General features: G+C 55.2%; 14 protein-coding genes. 6 read left to right on the forward strand and 8 right to left on the reverse strand.

Going from position 1 to position 13938, the window contains the following annotated elements:
• The first annotated feature begins 75 nt into the window (after nucleotides 1-75).
• From yebS to rsmF, 3 genes are all read left to right on the forward strand, one after another.
• On the forward strand, nucleotides 76-1323 hold the full coding sequence (yebS, locus tag ACRDCA_RS11670) for a membrane integrity lipid transport subunit YebS (RefSeq protein ID WP_438689648.1): 1248 nt from the start codon (nucleotides 76-78) through the stop codon (nucleotides 1321-1323).
• Nucleotides 1292-3922: an MlaD family protein gene (locus tag ACRDCA_RS11675; protein WP_438689649.1), complete on the forward strand. Its 2631-nt coding sequence runs from the start codon at nucleotides 1292-1294 to the stop codon at nucleotides 3920-3922. Before yebS ends, ACRDCA_RS11675 begins: the two co-directional genes overlap by 32 nt.
• A gap of 107 nt (nucleotides 3923-4029) precedes the next feature.
• On the forward strand, nucleotides 4030-5466 hold the full coding sequence (rsmF, locus tag ACRDCA_RS11680) for a 16S rRNA (cytosine(1407)-C(5))-methyltransferase RsmF (RefSeq protein WP_438689650.1): 1437 nt from the start codon (nucleotides 4030-4032) through the stop codon (nucleotides 5464-5466).
• A gap of 141 nt (nucleotides 5467-5607) precedes the next feature.
• Here the strand turns inward: rsmF and ACRDCA_RS11685 are convergent, their stop codons facing one another.
• The 6 genes from ACRDCA_RS11685 to ACRDCA_RS11710 form a co-directional block, all read right to left on the reverse strand.
• Nucleotides 5608-6582 (reverse strand): Csu type fimbrial protein, encoded by a 975-nt coding sequence (locus tag ACRDCA_RS11685; protein ID WP_438689651.1) that lies wholly within the window; start codon nucleotides 6580-6582, stop codon nucleotides 5608-5610.
• On the reverse strand, nucleotides 6579-9101 hold the full coding sequence (locus ACRDCA_RS11690) for a fimbria/pilus outer membrane usher protein (protein WP_438689652.1): 2523 nt from the start codon (nucleotides 9099-9101) through the stop codon (nucleotides 6579-6581). Before ACRDCA_RS11690 ends, ACRDCA_RS11685 begins: the two co-directional genes overlap by 4 nt.
• Before the next feature lie 18 nt (nucleotides 9102-9119).
• Nucleotides 9120-9917, reverse strand: a complete 798-nt coding sequence (locus ACRDCA_RS11695; protein WP_438689653.1) for a fimbrial biogenesis chaperone — start codon at nucleotides 9915-9917, stop codon at nucleotides 9120-9122.
• An 18-nt stretch (nucleotides 9918-9935) separates the two neighbouring features.
• The gene (locus ACRDCA_RS11700; RefSeq protein ID WP_438689654.1) at nucleotides 9936-10460 is read right to left on the reverse strand and encodes a Csu type fimbrial protein; all 525 of its coding nucleotides are present in this window, start codon (nucleotides 10458-10460) and stop codon (nucleotides 9936-9938) included.
• Nucleotides 10461-10472: 12 nt separating this feature from the next.
• On the reverse strand, nucleotides 10473-10991 hold the full coding sequence (locus ACRDCA_RS11705; RefSeq protein WP_438689655.1) for a Csu type fimbrial protein: 519 nt from the start codon (nucleotides 10989-10991) through the stop codon (nucleotides 10473-10475).
• Nucleotides 10992-11054: 63 nt separating this feature from the next.
• Complete coding sequence (locus ACRDCA_RS11710; RefSeq protein WP_438689656.1) at nucleotides 11055-11600, reverse strand: Csu type fimbrial protein; 546 nt, start codon at nucleotides 11598-11600, stop codon at nucleotides 11055-11057.
• 505 nt (nucleotides 11601-12105) lie between these two features.
• Here ACRDCA_RS11710 and ACRDCA_RS11715 point away from each other — a divergent pair.
• Complete coding sequence (locus tag ACRDCA_RS11715; protein ID WP_438689657.1) at nucleotides 12106-12354, forward strand: DUF1480 family protein; 249 nt, start codon at nucleotides 12106-12108, stop codon at nucleotides 12352-12354.
• 139 nt (nucleotides 12355-12493) lie between these two features.
• On the opposite strand, the gene ACRDCA_RS11720 is transcribed toward ACRDCA_RS11715, so the two are convergent.
• Entirely contained in the window at nucleotides 12494-12880 is a 387-nt protein-coding gene (locus ACRDCA_RS11720; protein WP_021178228.1) for an ASCH domain-containing protein, read from the reverse strand.
• Between the two features lie 338 nt (nucleotides 12881-13218).
• Here ACRDCA_RS11720 and yniD point away from each other — a divergent pair, with 338 nt between their 5' ends.
• Nucleotides 13219-13326, forward strand: a complete 108-nt coding sequence (gene yniD, locus ACRDCA_RS11725; RefSeq protein WP_223499378.1) for a small membrane protein YniD — start codon at nucleotides 13219-13221, stop codon at nucleotides 13324-13326.
• Here yniD and ACRDCA_RS11730 read toward each other — a convergent pair.
• Nucleotides 13323-13511, reverse strand: a complete 189-nt coding sequence (locus ACRDCA_RS11730; protein WP_438689658.1) for a hypothetical protein — start codon at nucleotides 13509-13511, stop codon at nucleotides 13323-13325. The two genes, yniD and ACRDCA_RS11730, sit on opposite strands and share 4 nt — an antisense overlap.
• A 172-nt stretch (nucleotides 13512-13683) precedes the next feature.
• Between ACRDCA_RS11730 and ACRDCA_RS11735 the strand changes: the two genes are divergently transcribed.
• Nucleotides 13684-13893, forward strand: coding sequence for a hypothetical protein (locus tag ACRDCA_RS11735; RefSeq protein WP_438689659.1), 210 nt, complete (start codon nucleotides 13684-13686; stop codon nucleotides 13891-13893).
• Nucleotides 13894-13938 lie beyond the last annotated feature (45 nt).

Consider the following 13938-nt stretch of genomic DNA (forward strand, 5'->3'; position numbering starts at 1 on the left):
TTAGCGGTTGATGATATTGTCGGTTTGTTTTCCAACTACGCTAAGTAGACCTCAGGTTGCAGAACAGCACTCACGATGAAGATACTCGCCATTACCGGCCCGCTCTCCAAGGCTCGCCACCAACGCTGTTGTGAATGCGATTTGCTGTTCACGTTGCCGCCTTTGAACCGTAATCAGGCCGCCTATTGCCCACGCTGCAACGCCAAGGTGGTGCATGGCCGCGATTGGTCAATGACCCGTCTGACCGCCGTGGCCGTCACCATGCTGTTGTTGATGCCGTTTGCCTTTACCGAACCGCTGATCAGCATCCGCCTGCTCGGCACGCGGATTAACGCTAGCCTGCTGGAAGGCATCTGGCAAATGAGCAGCCAGGGCGATCCCTTTACCGCCAGTATGGTCGCCTTCTGCACCATCGGCGCGCCGCTGACGCTGGCGCTGTCATTGCTATACCTGTGGTTTGGCCATGCGCTCGGCATGAACCTGCGGCCAGTATTACTGATGCTGGAACGGCTCAAAGAGTGGATCATGCTCGATATTTACCTGATCGGCATGGTGGTTGCGGCGATCAAGGTCAAGGAATATGCCGATATTCAAGCCGGCAGCGCCCTGATTGCCTATCTGGCACTGACCCTGCTCAGCCTGCTGACGCTGATCCACATGAATCTGGAACAGCTGTGGGAACGCTACTATCCGCAGGAACAGCCAGAGGGAAAATCAGACGCATTGCACGTCTGCCTGGCCTGCCATTTTACCGGTATTCAGGATGAACGCGGCCGCTGCCCACGCTGCCACGTGCCGATGTGCCATCGCCAGCCTTACAGCCTGCAAAAAACCTGGGCCGCGCTGATTGCCGCCATCGTGCTGCTGATCCCTGCCAACCTGTTACCGATCTCGGTGGTTTACGCCAACGGCGCGCGCATGGAAGATACCATTTTCTCCGGCGTCGTTGCGTTGGCGAACTCGGGCAACATGCCGATCGCCGCCATCGTGTTTATCGCCAGCGTGCTGGTCCCCTTTACCAAGGTGATCGTACTGCTGGTGCTGTTGTGCAGCATTCATTTCAAAACGTCGCACAGCCTGAAAACCCGCATCCGGCTGCTGCGGCTGGTCACCTGGGTTGGCCGCTGGTCGATGCTCGATCTGTTCGTGATCTCGTTGATGATGTCGCTGATCAATCGCGACCAACTGTTTTCTTTTACCATGGGGCCAGCAGCTTTTTACTTTGGGTCTGCGGTCATTTTAACTATCCTTGCCGTACAGTGGCTGGACAGCCGATTGATTTGGGATGCACATGCAACAGGAAACGCCGAATACGCCGACTGAGGCGCGGGTCAAAAACAAGCGCCGTATCTCGCCATTCTGGTTACTGCCGTTTATCGCCCTGCTGATTGCCGGGTGGCTGGTCTATACCAATTACCAGGAGAGCGGCAATAGCGTCACCATCGACTTCCAGTCGGCGGCAGGTATTGTCGCCGGCCGTACGCCGGTGCGTTACCAGGGCGTGGACGTAGGTACCGTGCAAAGCATTTCGCTGAGCAAGGATCTGCGTAGCATCGTGGTTGAAGCCAGCATCAAAAGCGATTTGGAAGACTCGCTGCGTGAAGGTACGCAATTCTGGCTGGTGACGCCCAAAGCCTCCTTGGCCGGGGTTTCTGGCCTGGATGCGCTGGTTGGGGGTAACTATATCGGCATGATGCCGGGCCGGGGCAAGCCACAAACCCACTTTACCGCGCTGGATACGCAACCGAAATATCGCCTCAACACCGGCGAGCTGATGATCCACCTGCAAGCGGACGACCTTGGCTCCCTGAATACCGGCTCGCTGGTCTATTACCGCAAGATCCCGGTCGGTAAAGTTTATGACTACACCATTTCACCGGGCAATAAAGGCGTGATTATCGACGTGCTGATCGACCGGCGTTTTGCCAACCTGGTGAAAGATAACACCCGCTTCTGGAACGTCTCCGGTTTTAAAGGTGATTTCAGCCTGTCCGGTGCCAGCGTGCAGATGGAAAGCCTGGCGGCGCTGGTAAATGGAGCGATAGCCTTTGACTCTCCGCTCGACGGCAAGCAGGCCAAGGCCGATCAAAACTACGCGCTGTATCCGGATCTGGCCCGCAGCCAGCGTGGCGTAAATATCTCGTTGGATCTCCCTGATGGTAACAGTCTGAGCGAAGGCCACACGCCGCTGATGTATCAAGGATTGCAGGTCGGTACGTTGACTCGCCTGGCTCTGCAACCGGACAGCAAGGTGACCGGCGAACTCACCATTGATCCTTCAGTGGTCGATCTGATGCGCAGTGGTACACGTATTGAGATGCGCAGCCCGAAAATCAGCCTTAACGACGCCAAACTGAGCCAGTTACTAACCGGTAATACCCTCGAATTGGTGCCGGGTGAAGGCGAACCGCAACAACACTTTACCGTGCTGGACAGCAGTAAAACGCTGCTGCAGCAGCCTGGCGTGATGACGGTCACCCTGAATGCTCCGCAAAGCTACGGCATCGATGTCGGGCAACCGTTAATCGTGCATGGTATCAAGATTGGGCAGATCCTGACGCGGACCCTGACCGACGGCGGCGTGACCTTTACGGCGGCGATCGAAGCGCAACACCGCAGCTTACTGCACAAAGACAGTAAATTCGTGGTCAATAGCCGGATGGACGTCAAGTTCGGGCTGGATGGCGTGCAGGTACTCGGAGCCAGCGCTCAGGAGTGGCTGGACGGCGGCGTACGCCTGATCCCGGGCGGTAAAGGCGAGCCGGAAGCGCAATATCCGCTGTACAGCAACGCGGAGAAAGCCGCCGAGGGCATCGTCGGCAACAGCCCACTGCCAACCCTGACGCTCACGGCCACCAGCCTGCCAGACGTGCAAGCCGGTTCCGTGGTGCTGTACCGCAAGTTCCAGGTGGGTGAGATTGTCAACGTCCGGCCCAAGGCGAATGAGTTTGATGTTGAGGTCTATATCAGCCCGGAATACCGCAAACTGTTAACCAGCGAGAGCATTTTCTGGGCCGAAGGTGGTGCCAAGGTGCAATTGAACGGCAGCGGCCTGACGGTGCAGGCCTCACCGCTGAACCGCGCGCTGAAAGGTGCCATCAGCTTTGATAACCTGCAAGGCGTGACGTTGGATAAAGGGGCCAAGCGTGTGCTGTACGCCTCCGAAACCGCCGCTCGAGCCGTGGGCAGCCAGATTACGCTGCGTACCTATGATGCCAGCAAGCTGTCGCCTGGCATGCCAATACGCTATCTGGGCATCGATATCGGCCAGTTGGAGTCCCTGAAGCTGGCACCAGAGCGTAACGAGGTGTTGGCGAAAGCGGTGCTATATCCAGAGTATGTAAAAACCTTTGCCCGTCTCGGCAGCCGTTTTGCGATCGTTTCACCTGAGATTTCCGCCGCTGGGGTCAATAATCTGGATTCCTTGTTGCAGCCTTATATCAACGTGGAACCCGGTCACGGCGGTTCAATGCGCACCTTTGAGCTCCAAGAGGCCAGCATTACCGACTCCCGCTATCTCGATGGCCTGAGCATAATCCTGGATGCCGCCGAGACCGGCTCACTGCAAATTGGTACGCCAGTCCTGTTCCGTGGCATTGAAGTGGGTACCGTGACCGGTTTCTATCTGGGAGCAATGTCAGATCGCGTGCATGTCTCGCTGCGCGTCAGCAAGAAATTCCAGCATCTGGTACGTAACAACAGCGTGTTCTGGCTGGCCTCTGGTTATAACCTGCAATTTGGCCTGACGGGTGGCGTGATCAAGAGCGGTACCTTCCAGCAGTTTATTCGCGGCGGCATTGCCTTTGCCACCCCACCGAGTATTCCGCTGGCCCCTAAAGCTACGTCGAACAAGCACTTCCTGCTGAATGCGGAAGAGCCGAAAGATTGGCACCAATGGGGCACCGCTATTCCGAGAGACTGACCGAAAACGATCGGCAGGGTTCAATTTACTGAGCCTTGCCGATTTTCTCAGGGTGGCAGTTTATGGTAGACTAGCCCCTTCGATTTTTTCCATCCTGAGAGCCCCCCTTGGCTAAACCTGCCCCTGCTTTTTTGCCTGCTGCATTTCTCGACGCTACGCGCGCCATCATGCCTGACCATTTATCCATGGATGACTTCATCGCTATTTGCCAACGCCCTTTGCGGCGCAGCCTGCGGGTCAACACGCTGAAAATCAGCGTGTTGGACTTTCTGGCCTTGGTCAAAGACTACGACTGGCGGCTGGAGCCTATCCCCTGGTGCCCTGAAGGCTTCTGGATCGAGCGCGAGGACGACGCATTGCGGCTGGGCAGCGCGGCGGAGCATTTAAGCGGCCTGTTCTACATTCAGGAGGCCAGCTCCATGCTGCCGGTGAGCGCCCTGTTTGCCGGGCGTGAAACTCCGCACCGGGTGCTGGATGTGGCCGCCGCTCCGGGGTCAAAAACGACCCAGATCGCCGCGTTGATGGGCAATCAGGGCGCTATTGTCGCCAATGAATATTCAGCCAGCAGGGTCAAGGTGCTGCACGCCAACATCAGCCGCTGCGGCGTCAAAAATACGGCGCTGACCCATTTCGACGGGCGGGTGTTTGGTGCCGCCTTACCGGAAAGCTTTGATGCCATCCTGCTGGATGCCCCTTGCTCGGGTGAAGGCGTGGTGCGCAAAGATCCGGATGCCATGAGCAACTGGTCACCGGAAAGCGTCACCAGCATTGCGCAAACCCAGTGGGAACTGATCGACAGCGCCTTTCACGCCCTGGCACCCGGCGGCGTGATGGTTTACTCAACCTGTACGTTGAATGCTCAGGAAAATCAGCAGGTAGTCAATCAACTGTTGGCAACCTATGGTGATGCCGTCAGCGTTGAGCCGCTGGGCGATCTGTTCCCACAGGCGGAGCTTGCCTTGACTGCCGAAGGGTTTCTGCACGTCTTTCCGCAGATTTATGATAGTGAAGGCTTCTTCGTCGCCCGGTTACGAAAAAATCACAGCGTCCCAGCCTTGGCCAAACCGAGCTATAAGCTGGGCAAGTTTCCTTTTGCCCCACTTTCGGCCCAGGAATCCGCACTGGTTGCACAGGCTGCCGCAATCTCAGGCTTAGCCTGGGATGAAACCAGCAAGTTATGGGCGCGGGATAAGGAAATCTGGCTGTTCCCGGCAGCGCTCGAGCCGTTGATCCACAAAGTGCGCTTTTCACGCATTGGCCTAAAGTTGGCGGAACGCTTCCCAAAAGGGTTTCGCTGGCAGCATGAGGCGGTGATCGCCTTGGCTGCCAGTGGCAACCCACAAAATTTTGAGCTTGATGCGGCACTGGCCCAGGAATGGTTTCATGGTCGCGATATCTACCCATCACCGCCCCCGCAAAGCAATGAGTGCATCGTCACTTATCAGCATCAACCATTAGGCATGGCTAAACGTATTGGCAGCCGGATCAAAAACAGCCTGCCGCGCGAACTGGTGCGCGACGGAGTCCTGGACTTCCATCAATAACGCGATCCAGTGAGAGCCATTTTCCCCTCCCCCCCAACCCTCTCTCCCCAAAAAGGAGAGGAGGTTGGTACGGTGCTCAGGTCAGGTTCAGAACTCACTTGTGGCGCATTCGGCTCCCTCTCCCTTTGAGTGAGTGGCAATTTAATAGGCCACCGTAACCGTTACGGTGTCACTATACGCCCCTGCCGGCTGATTGTTTTGCGACAGGTTAACCGAGGCGGTATAGGGAAAGGATTGCGAGGTGCCAGCGCCCGTCGCATTGCTATCGGTGGCGGCGGACCACACGGTGCCATTCCCTTTGAACAACTGATACTGAATATAGCTGGTGGTGCCATTTACGGTTGACGCCATTTGCCGATACTGCCCTGAACTGGCAACGCTGCTGGTCAGGTTGACCGAATAGCTGGCGTTGAGGGTGCAGCGCACGCTGAGAGTATTGGAAACTACCGTAGTCAGGCCAGAAGGCAACGCCGCAGTGCCGAAAGCGACGTTCGGCGCGCTGTCGATATAGCAAAAATTGGTGACAATCAGCGACAGGTTGATATAGGAACCCGTCGGGATACTACCGGTGTCGGCGAGACATAGCAGTGTGCCAATGGCCACCGAGCAGATGTTCCAGGTCCAGGCTATTGGAATGGTGTCAGTATAAGTGCCGGCCGCCAGATTAGTGTTCATTTGTGGCCGGATAAAAATCGGTAGCGTACTGCTTGGCCCGGTGAACAGGCCTAATAAACCCAATGCGGTGGTACTGCTCCAGGTGATGACGCTGCCCTGATTATACAGCGTGCTACAGCCCCCATCCTGGCACAGGCTATAAGGCAGATACTGGCCAGTGGCCGCACTGTATAAGCGGGGTTGAGACCCGTCGGGATGTAAAGTCGCGCCGATAGTGGCGGTGATGATATTGGTGCCGCCAATATTGAGCAGTCCGCCAGTGCATTTCAGCCCGCTACTGACGGAAGTGGTTAACGGGGTACTACTGACGTCAAATGAGTTTTGCGTACCCAGACTCCCCGTGGTTGGCGGTGCGGTGCAGACAGCCCAACCTGATGGCATAAAAGCCATTAATAGTATCAATGCCACCCCTGCTCGTATCCATGGTAATAACCCGGTCATGATTTTGCCTCCGCTGCACTGCTTTGGCAGACCAACGGCCCGACCTGTTCAATGCTGTGATAATTGGGATCCAGATCGAAGCCCACACGGCATATCGAGCGATCTTCCTGCTGGATACTTAACTGACCGTGCGGCTGTAAATGGGAGAAGTACACCAGCCCGTCATAGCCGACAACGGTAGTTTGCTGGGTGGTTTGTTCAGTGACCAGCGTACCCAGTTTCACTGGCTGCCCGGCGGTATCATGCAGCGTGATATTGGCCGAAAGGACTTTCTGAACCGGGAATTTAACCACCATCCCGCTGCCCTGTTTGACGGCAATGCGATTGTTGACCTGGTTGGCCACCACGTCCGCCGGTAACGGCAGCGTGTCGATCTCTACCTTGGCTGGATAGTAAGAACTGATCGACGGGATCAGCAGGTGCCCGTTGCTGTCGGTGGTTCCCATTTTCTGGTTTTCGTACAGCACCGAGACGCCGGCATAATTATCGGTATCGACCACGATAAACGCATCGTTGATCTTGTCCGACAGGAACCAGGAATTAGCCATAAACACCACCGAGCCGCTCAAATCTGCCCAGTTGGTATATTCACCCTGCGGGCCAAAGATGCCGCCTTGCAGGGTGGCATAGCGGGTTTTCCAGGTGGCATCGGCCTGCTGGTAATCACCGTCGCCGCCGCTGTAGGCCAGATTCCAACCTATACCGCCGTCGCTGGGAGCCGCTTTACTGGCCCCCACCTGTTGTTGGTAATGCCCGTTATTGTTACGCGCCAGCCCGGCGTTCATGCTGATATCGTTACCCAGCGGGATAATAAACTGCAGTTGTGCACTGTAGCCGTTATCCCCCAGCGTTTTATTGAGCGAGACAAACATGCTGCTCTGGCCCCACAGAGCACGGCTGTAGGAGAAGTTCACCAGGCGGGTGTGTGAGTTGTCGTAAGCCTGCACGTCGTAATAGCCCAGCCCCAGAGTGCCATTGTGCGAGCCAAACGGCGAAGCGCTGAACGTGGCCTGATCGGACTTACGGCTCAACCGGGTATCGCTGGTGTAAGACGTGAGATCCTGATAGCCCACGGTGCGCGACGCCCGCTGAGCCGAAAAGCTAAATAGCGTGGAACTATAGGTGTAGCCCAGCGTGTACTGGCTGCCGTCTTTTTTATCCGTCACGTTGGTACCCAACGGATGATCAATATCCTGGTTGGGATCGGGCATTCCTGGCGTGTTCGGCGGGACGATCTGGTCGTTCACCACGTTACTGGTCGCGACCGGCGGATGATTGGCCTTGCTCTGGCTGCCAGACAGACTGAGCGTTCCCCAGGTCCCCACCGCAATATCGGCCCCTAACCCGCCGAGTGCCAACCCTTGCGTGGCCTCGGAGTGCCCGGACAGCGTCAGGTAATTGCTCAGCCCATAGCGGTAAATCCCGCTGAAGGCAGCATCGGAATAATCGCTGTTGGAGATGCCATAGTTCTGGCGTACCGCGCCGAGCGATACATCAAAGTCGCTCAGGTTTTTACGCAACAGGGTGTTGGAAACATAAAACGGCACCGTGGTAGATACCTGTCGCCCAACCGCATCGGTGGTCACGATCGTCGCCTCTCCGGCCCCGTTGATATAGGGCACGTTGGTGAGTGTAAACGGCCCGGAATTGAGATTATTGCTACTGGCCTTAAACCCATTGAGGAATAAATCGACGGTGCTGGGTACCGCCGCAGTACCGCTGTATTGCAGCAGTGGATAGGTCACCAGATCCGGGCGCAGGGAAAAATTGCGGCTAATACGTAATCCTCCCATACGGGCCGAATTACTCCAGGTAAGCGAGTTGCTGACAAAATCCCCAATCTGATAGCTGATCAGATCTTTTTCGTCACTGTAACGCCAGAACGTATCGTAACGCAGAAACTGGTCTTGTACGCTGCTGCCCCCCTCACCCGATACCGTGTCGATATTGTAGCGGTAAGTCCCGGTGTTACTGATAATGCCCACGTTGCTGAACAGGCGCTGCTCCATCCAGGTTGCCACCGACCGGGATCCTCCATGAGGATCGGTATAGTAGGAATCATAGTTAAGCAACAGGCCGGTACTGCTTTGTGCCGGGGTGTAGTTCATCAGTTCGCCGCCCCCCACCTCCTGTTTTGGCAACCAGGCATCCGGCACCTGTAAAATCAGTTGCTGAGCGGCGGAGTCGTATTTCACTTTCACCCCGGGTAATTGCTCGACGTTGAGCAATCCCTGCTGGCCATTGGTGTGCACATGGTTTTTAGCCAGGACGCCGGCCTCGACGTAATACGCATTTTCCCGATAGGTCACAGGGATGACCTGCCCATCGCTCTGGCCGTTGACGACCAGGGTCAGATAGAACATCGCATTGGTGATCACCGGTGCCGCTCGTGGGGCATCGGGCAATGATGAGTATTCCTGCGCCTGAACGCTAAAGGTACTCAGGCAGAGCAGGCACAGGCCGCCCCGGTAATACAGCGGATACTGATGACCGGGGGGGGTAATGGCTCGGTTCGACATTCGTCGCGCTTCCTGACGCTATTCGCCGCGTGGAATGACGATCGGCTTGGTATTGTCGGCAATTTGCGCATTGAGCTGCGCGCCAGGGCTAACCCCGGCAGGTACCGGCCAGCGCATCGACTGCCCCGGCAGTACGTAGCCCATAAAGCCCGCGTTCATGGTTTTCACGCCCTGCTGCTGGTTACCAGTCTGCGACCAGAACACATTACTCAGCCGCGCATGAACGATGCCGGTATTGCGCACCTGCAGATAGCTTTTCCCGCCGTCATTGACCGTGTGCCATTGCAACACGGGCCGTGTCGCCGTTGAGGCATCGCGTTTGATATCGCTACGTTCGTTGGTCCACAGACCGCCACCGTACATAAACAATGGCAACAGATAGCGCATCTGCAATTGCAGTCCGACCACCGCCTTGCTTTGCCCCCCTGCCGTGCCGTTGATCGGCGACGGGATTTCATCAACGATAATGCGGTAGGCCTGCTCGGTATTGGCCGGTACCGGCGTATTGCGGATCAGCCTGATTAATTGTCGTTGTCCTGGCGGGACGGTAGCGAACGGTGGGCTGGCAACCACGTTATTTTGATCGGCATAGCGCTCATTAAAATTTTCCTGTTTCCACGCCAGCACCCGCACCTGTAAAGAAACGGGTTCCGTCCCGCGATTTTCCAGCCATAAGGCGGACCCATTCTGATCGGATTCAATGATTTGATATACCGGCCAGACCAACACCGAGCTGGCGGCCTGAGCGATGATTGAGGAGCACAGCGCATAACTCAGTATTGCGATAATGGTAAGGCGTTTAAACAACATCGACATGGCTCATATCCTGATGATTCAATAAGTTAATGTTACGGTGACCGTATCGGTATAGTTACCTGCCGAAGGCAGTGTGGTCACGGCGTATAAACGGGCATAAACCGGGTAGGTTTGGGTGGTACTGGGAAAGCTGGGGATAGACATGGCCAATGCGCCATTGCCCCAGACCTGGCTGCGGTTGGCATCCCTAAACAACTGATAGCCCAGCGTGTCGCTATTGGCGGTGTTCTGCATGAAACGCCGGGTGGCATTACCGCCGTGAATACCGTAATCCATAGCAATGGTGACCGTAGCTCCCGGAGTACAGGTCACCACCACCGAGCCGGCACCGGCGCTGCTCACGGTATCGATGTTACTGGCAATGGTCGTCATGGTGCCGAAGTTGATGATGCCGAGATTGGAAGTTGGACTGGATAACGAGCTGCCAAACGCACAGCCGTTGGTCAGGGTCGCCGTCACGGTGAAGGTTTTGGTGATTGGCGTGGCGGCACGCACCGCAGCACACATGATCAACGGCAACAGGATTAAGGAGATGTAGCGCATCCTGGCCTCCAGCTACCAGGACACGGTGACATTCACCGTATCCAGATAAATACCGGCAGCCGGTGTGGTTTGCGCCGGAACACGGCCATAGACGGTATGCCATTGATCGGCACCGTTGCCCGTGTCACTCAACCCAGTGGTGTTATCCCAAATTGTTCCGCCGGGTTGATTGGTATAAAGGTTGTAAAGCACGCTGATCGCACTATTGGTGGTATTTACCATTTTGCGATTGGTCACGACACCGCTACTGCCCCCATCCAGCAAGATTTTATAACTCAACCCGCTGACGCATTTGACACGGATAGAACCCGCCAACTGGGCGCTGGCCTTGTTGATCAAGCTGCTCAGAGAGGCGTAATTACCGAAATTCATCGTGCCAAAGCTGGTGTTGCCAGACGTTGTCGTTCCCGCTTCACAGGCGGGCAGTAACGTGGCGGCTATGCCGATCGTCGCTGCCTGACTTAAGGGAATGCTGATCAACATCGACAGCGACAGGATCGCTGGCAATAACAGCAGTACCTTGATCCCCATGCTCTTTCCTTCGCGTATAGAAAACCAGTCAGGGGCAAATTTGCCCCTGACGGAATAACAGCCTTACCAGGCAAGCGTGGCGACTACGGTATCGTTATAGGTTCCAGCGGTCGGAGTGGTACTGACTTGGTCGCCAGGTAATACGCGGCCATAGATCGGAATGTTTTGTGCGGTAGTCCCCGTCGTCAGGGCAATCGGCGTATTAATGGCGATTTCCGTGGTACGCGCGGTATCAGAATAGAGACGATAAGGAATGGTGGTGCCACCGGAGCTCATGGCACGCAGCGCTCCGGTGGCCGCCAGGCCGCCATTAAGCGACAGCGTCGGGCTCAGGCCCGTGCTACAGGTGATAGTGACCGCGCTGGAGCCATTGGCACCAAACACCGTACCGTTAATGACGCTGGTCAGATCGGAGTAAGTGCCAAAGTTTAAAGTACCCCATTGGTTGGTGCCGCCAGTCGCGCCACCGTTACCGACGGTACAGCCACTACCGATGGTCAGTTGAATGCCTACTTGCCCTGTCAAGAGACCCGCAGCCTGCACACCTGACGCCAACGTCAAGGTTGCAGCAGCCAACAAGGCCAGTAATACACTATTTTTTTCGCCCATGATAACTCCCAATAACAACTTACACCGATGTGTATTCATGCAACCAGGTTGCGTATGGAAATTCTCTGGTGGATCCACTTACTGCCAAAAATTGCCAAGGACGAGTTTCGAGCCGGGTTCTGTTTTTTTGCAAGGGAACCCTGGCGGCAACAACCGGTGACTCAGGTTATCGAGGTTAAATATAGATTAATAAATTTAGCTTAAGCGCAATTTCCTGACTTTCAACAAAATAAGGATAAAAACCCGTTTTTGAAATTTTTAGCAAATTTTACGCCGGAAAAAGAGGTTACTTATTGACTTAAAAATGGTTAAGAAACGCGATAGTGAAAAATGTTAATATTTACCGAAGAAATTAATTGATTCACAACGGTTGAATTTCGCTCCATTGGCGCCAGAACTGAGGGCCAGGGTACTTTTTTTGTGACTTTTTCGCCCCTTTGTCTATGCTTAATGGGTGATGGCAACTGGTCACACCTCATACCACCAGTTTCAGCAAGGAGTTCCAATGGGCAAAACCGTCGTGAAAATAGGCAGCTTCGAGGTTGATGACGCGCATTTAACGCCAGCAGCCGAACACGCCGAAGGGAAAACCACCCTGGCGATCCCCTGCAAATCAGACCCCGATCTGTGCATGCAACTGGACGGGTGGGACGAACATACCAGTATCCCGGCAATGCTCAATGGCCAGCAGTCGCTGCTGTACAAACAGCATTACGACCGACATGCCGATGCCTGGGTGATGCGGCTGGAGTAGATGACTGCGCAAGGAAGGACGCGCCGTGTTCCCATTGGGCACAGCGCGTTGTTTTATGTGATGGCGATCCTGCGCCCGGCGAAGAAATGGCCGAATTGCGCCGGTGACATGGTCACCTTACCGCGACTGGCAACCTGCTTCAGAACTTTTCAATCACCTTGAAGTGCATCAATACCAGCGTCATATCCGGCGAGAACAGCTCATATTCCTCAAAGAAGCGTTTGTGCTCTTTGCGCCAGTAATCCAGCGAGCGATCGCCTTCCCCTTCCGCCAGGGCATGAGCCGCATCCACCTGCTCATAAGTGCTCATATCCACCGTGGTCAGTTCAATGGCACACACCGGTTCATTCTTGCCGTCGACCACCACAAAGACATCGCCGGGCTGCGGGATCCCTTCGCCATCCAGGTTGGAGCAGGTGGCGGTCTTGACGCCATCCAGCACCAGCTTCACCAACTCATCCGCTTGCTGTTCGGTGTCACCAAACGCCCAACGCTCTACATTTTCATACTTTTCAGGAATGGCCATTACTTTACCTTTATTGATTGATTCACGGACGCTCAATCAATATTACACCGTATTCCCCAACCTCTGCACCCATCGAGTTAGCACGCAGGTGGGTAACCGCTGCTTTTTACCAGACTTTACCGTTAAAGATCTGTGCGTAACCCGGTGCAGCATTCATACTGTGGATCAAGACGTACTTATTGGCAGCCAGCCTGCCAAGGCAGTAATATGAACCAGGCGGAGCAAGATCCTGATGACACCTTCAGCGATTTACTGAAAATCATCAGCTATATGGCCATCACCCTGCTCGGTCTGGGTGTTTGGTATCTCAGCGTCTAAAGGAAAATAAGGAACCCCAATTGCCAACCAAGCGTATGCGTACCAAACACTGGAAAATGTTTGTGATCCTGGTGCTGATCTGTCTGGCCCTGCTGTTACTGCGCTGGGCGGCAATCGTCTTCGGCTAATCCTGCGTTTTGCCTGACACTGCTCGCACACGAGCGGCAGGCGTTTTGGCCGTCGGCTCCAGCAGTTCACGCAAATAGGCAACCCGGGCCTCGCCCTGCGGTAGCCACCAACGGCACCAGCGATTTTTCACCTCTGCATGCCGGCTAAGTTGATAATAAGCCGCTAATTGTTCGACCAGTTTCATGGTTGCGCCCCTCTCGTTGATTGCACCAAATCAGTATTGAATATAAAAACAAGAAGAAACACTGATGGGATAATCTTTATACTTCCGGTTTTATTTTCTCCGTGGTCTGACAGGTGGCGCAGCGGGTTGGCAACTGCTACATTGAGCAAAAAACACCCAGCCGAGGTTGGCAATGAAGTTCTCGGAGCAGGAGATCAAGTCAGTATGGGATGAGGTTGCCCGATTGATTGGCGACAGCGTGATGCAATTGCGTCATCGCGGTGAGGAATTGACGGTGGAGAGCCTGTCCAGACAGTTGGCGCAGCATCAGGCAACATGCCACGATGTTGAACAGCGGATCATGATCGCTGCCGCGATCAACATGCTGAAAGATGGCAAGTGAATCGCCAACCGAGACGATTGGCGATTCGGTAAGAGCCCAAGGTAT

Source organism: Serratia sp. (in: enterobacteria) (assembly GCF_051654945.1).
Classification (GTDB): domain Bacteria; phylum Pseudomonadota; class Gammaproteobacteria; order Enterobacterales; family Enterobacteriaceae; genus Chania.

Coding starts and splice junctions, on each gene's coding strand:
- yebS (WP_438689648.1), top strand. CDS start 76: ATGAAGATACTCGCCATTACCGGCCCGCTCTCCAAGGCTCGCCACCAA.
- ACRDCA_RS11675 (WP_438689649.1), top strand. CDS start 1,292: ATGCAACAGGAAACGCCGAATACGCCGACTGAGGCGCGGGTCAAAAAC.
- ACRDCA_RS11685 (WP_438689651.1), bottom strand. CDS start 6,582: ATGACCGGGTTATTACCATGGATACGAGCAGGGGTGGCATTGATACTA.
- ACRDCA_RS11690 (WP_438689652.1), bottom strand. CDS start 9,101: ATGTCGAACCGAGCCATTACCCCCCCCGGTCATCAGTATCCGCTGTAT.
- ACRDCA_RS11695 (WP_438689653.1), bottom strand. CDS start 9,917: ATGTCGATGTTGTTTAAACGCCTTACCATTATCGCAATACTGAGTTAT.
- ACRDCA_RS11700 (WP_438689654.1), bottom strand. CDS start 10,460: ATGCGCTACATCTCCTTAATCCTGTTGCCGTTGATCATGTGTGCTGCG.
- ACRDCA_RS11705 (WP_438689655.1), bottom strand. CDS start 10,991: ATGGGGATCAAGGTACTGCTGTTATTGCCAGCGATCCTGTCGCTGTCG.
- ACRDCA_RS11710 (WP_438689656.1), bottom strand. CDS start 11,600: ATGGGCGAAAAAAATAGTGTATTACTGGCCTTGTTGGCTGCTGCAACC.
- ACRDCA_RS11715 (WP_438689657.1), top strand. CDS start 12,106: ATGGGCAAAACCGTCGTGAAAATAGGCAGCTTCGAGGTTGATGACGCG.
- ACRDCA_RS11720 (WP_021178228.1), bottom strand. CDS start 12,880: ATGGCCATTCCTGAAAAGTATGAAAATGTAGAGCGTTGGGCGTTTGGT.
- ACRDCA_RS11730 (WP_438689658.1), bottom strand. CDS start 13,511: ATGAAACTGGTCGAACAATTAGCGGCTTATTATCAACTTAGCCGGCAT.
- ACRDCA_RS11735 (WP_438689659.1), top strand. CDS start 13,684: ATGAAGTTCTCGGAGCAGGAGATCAAGTCAGTATGGGATGAGGTTGCC.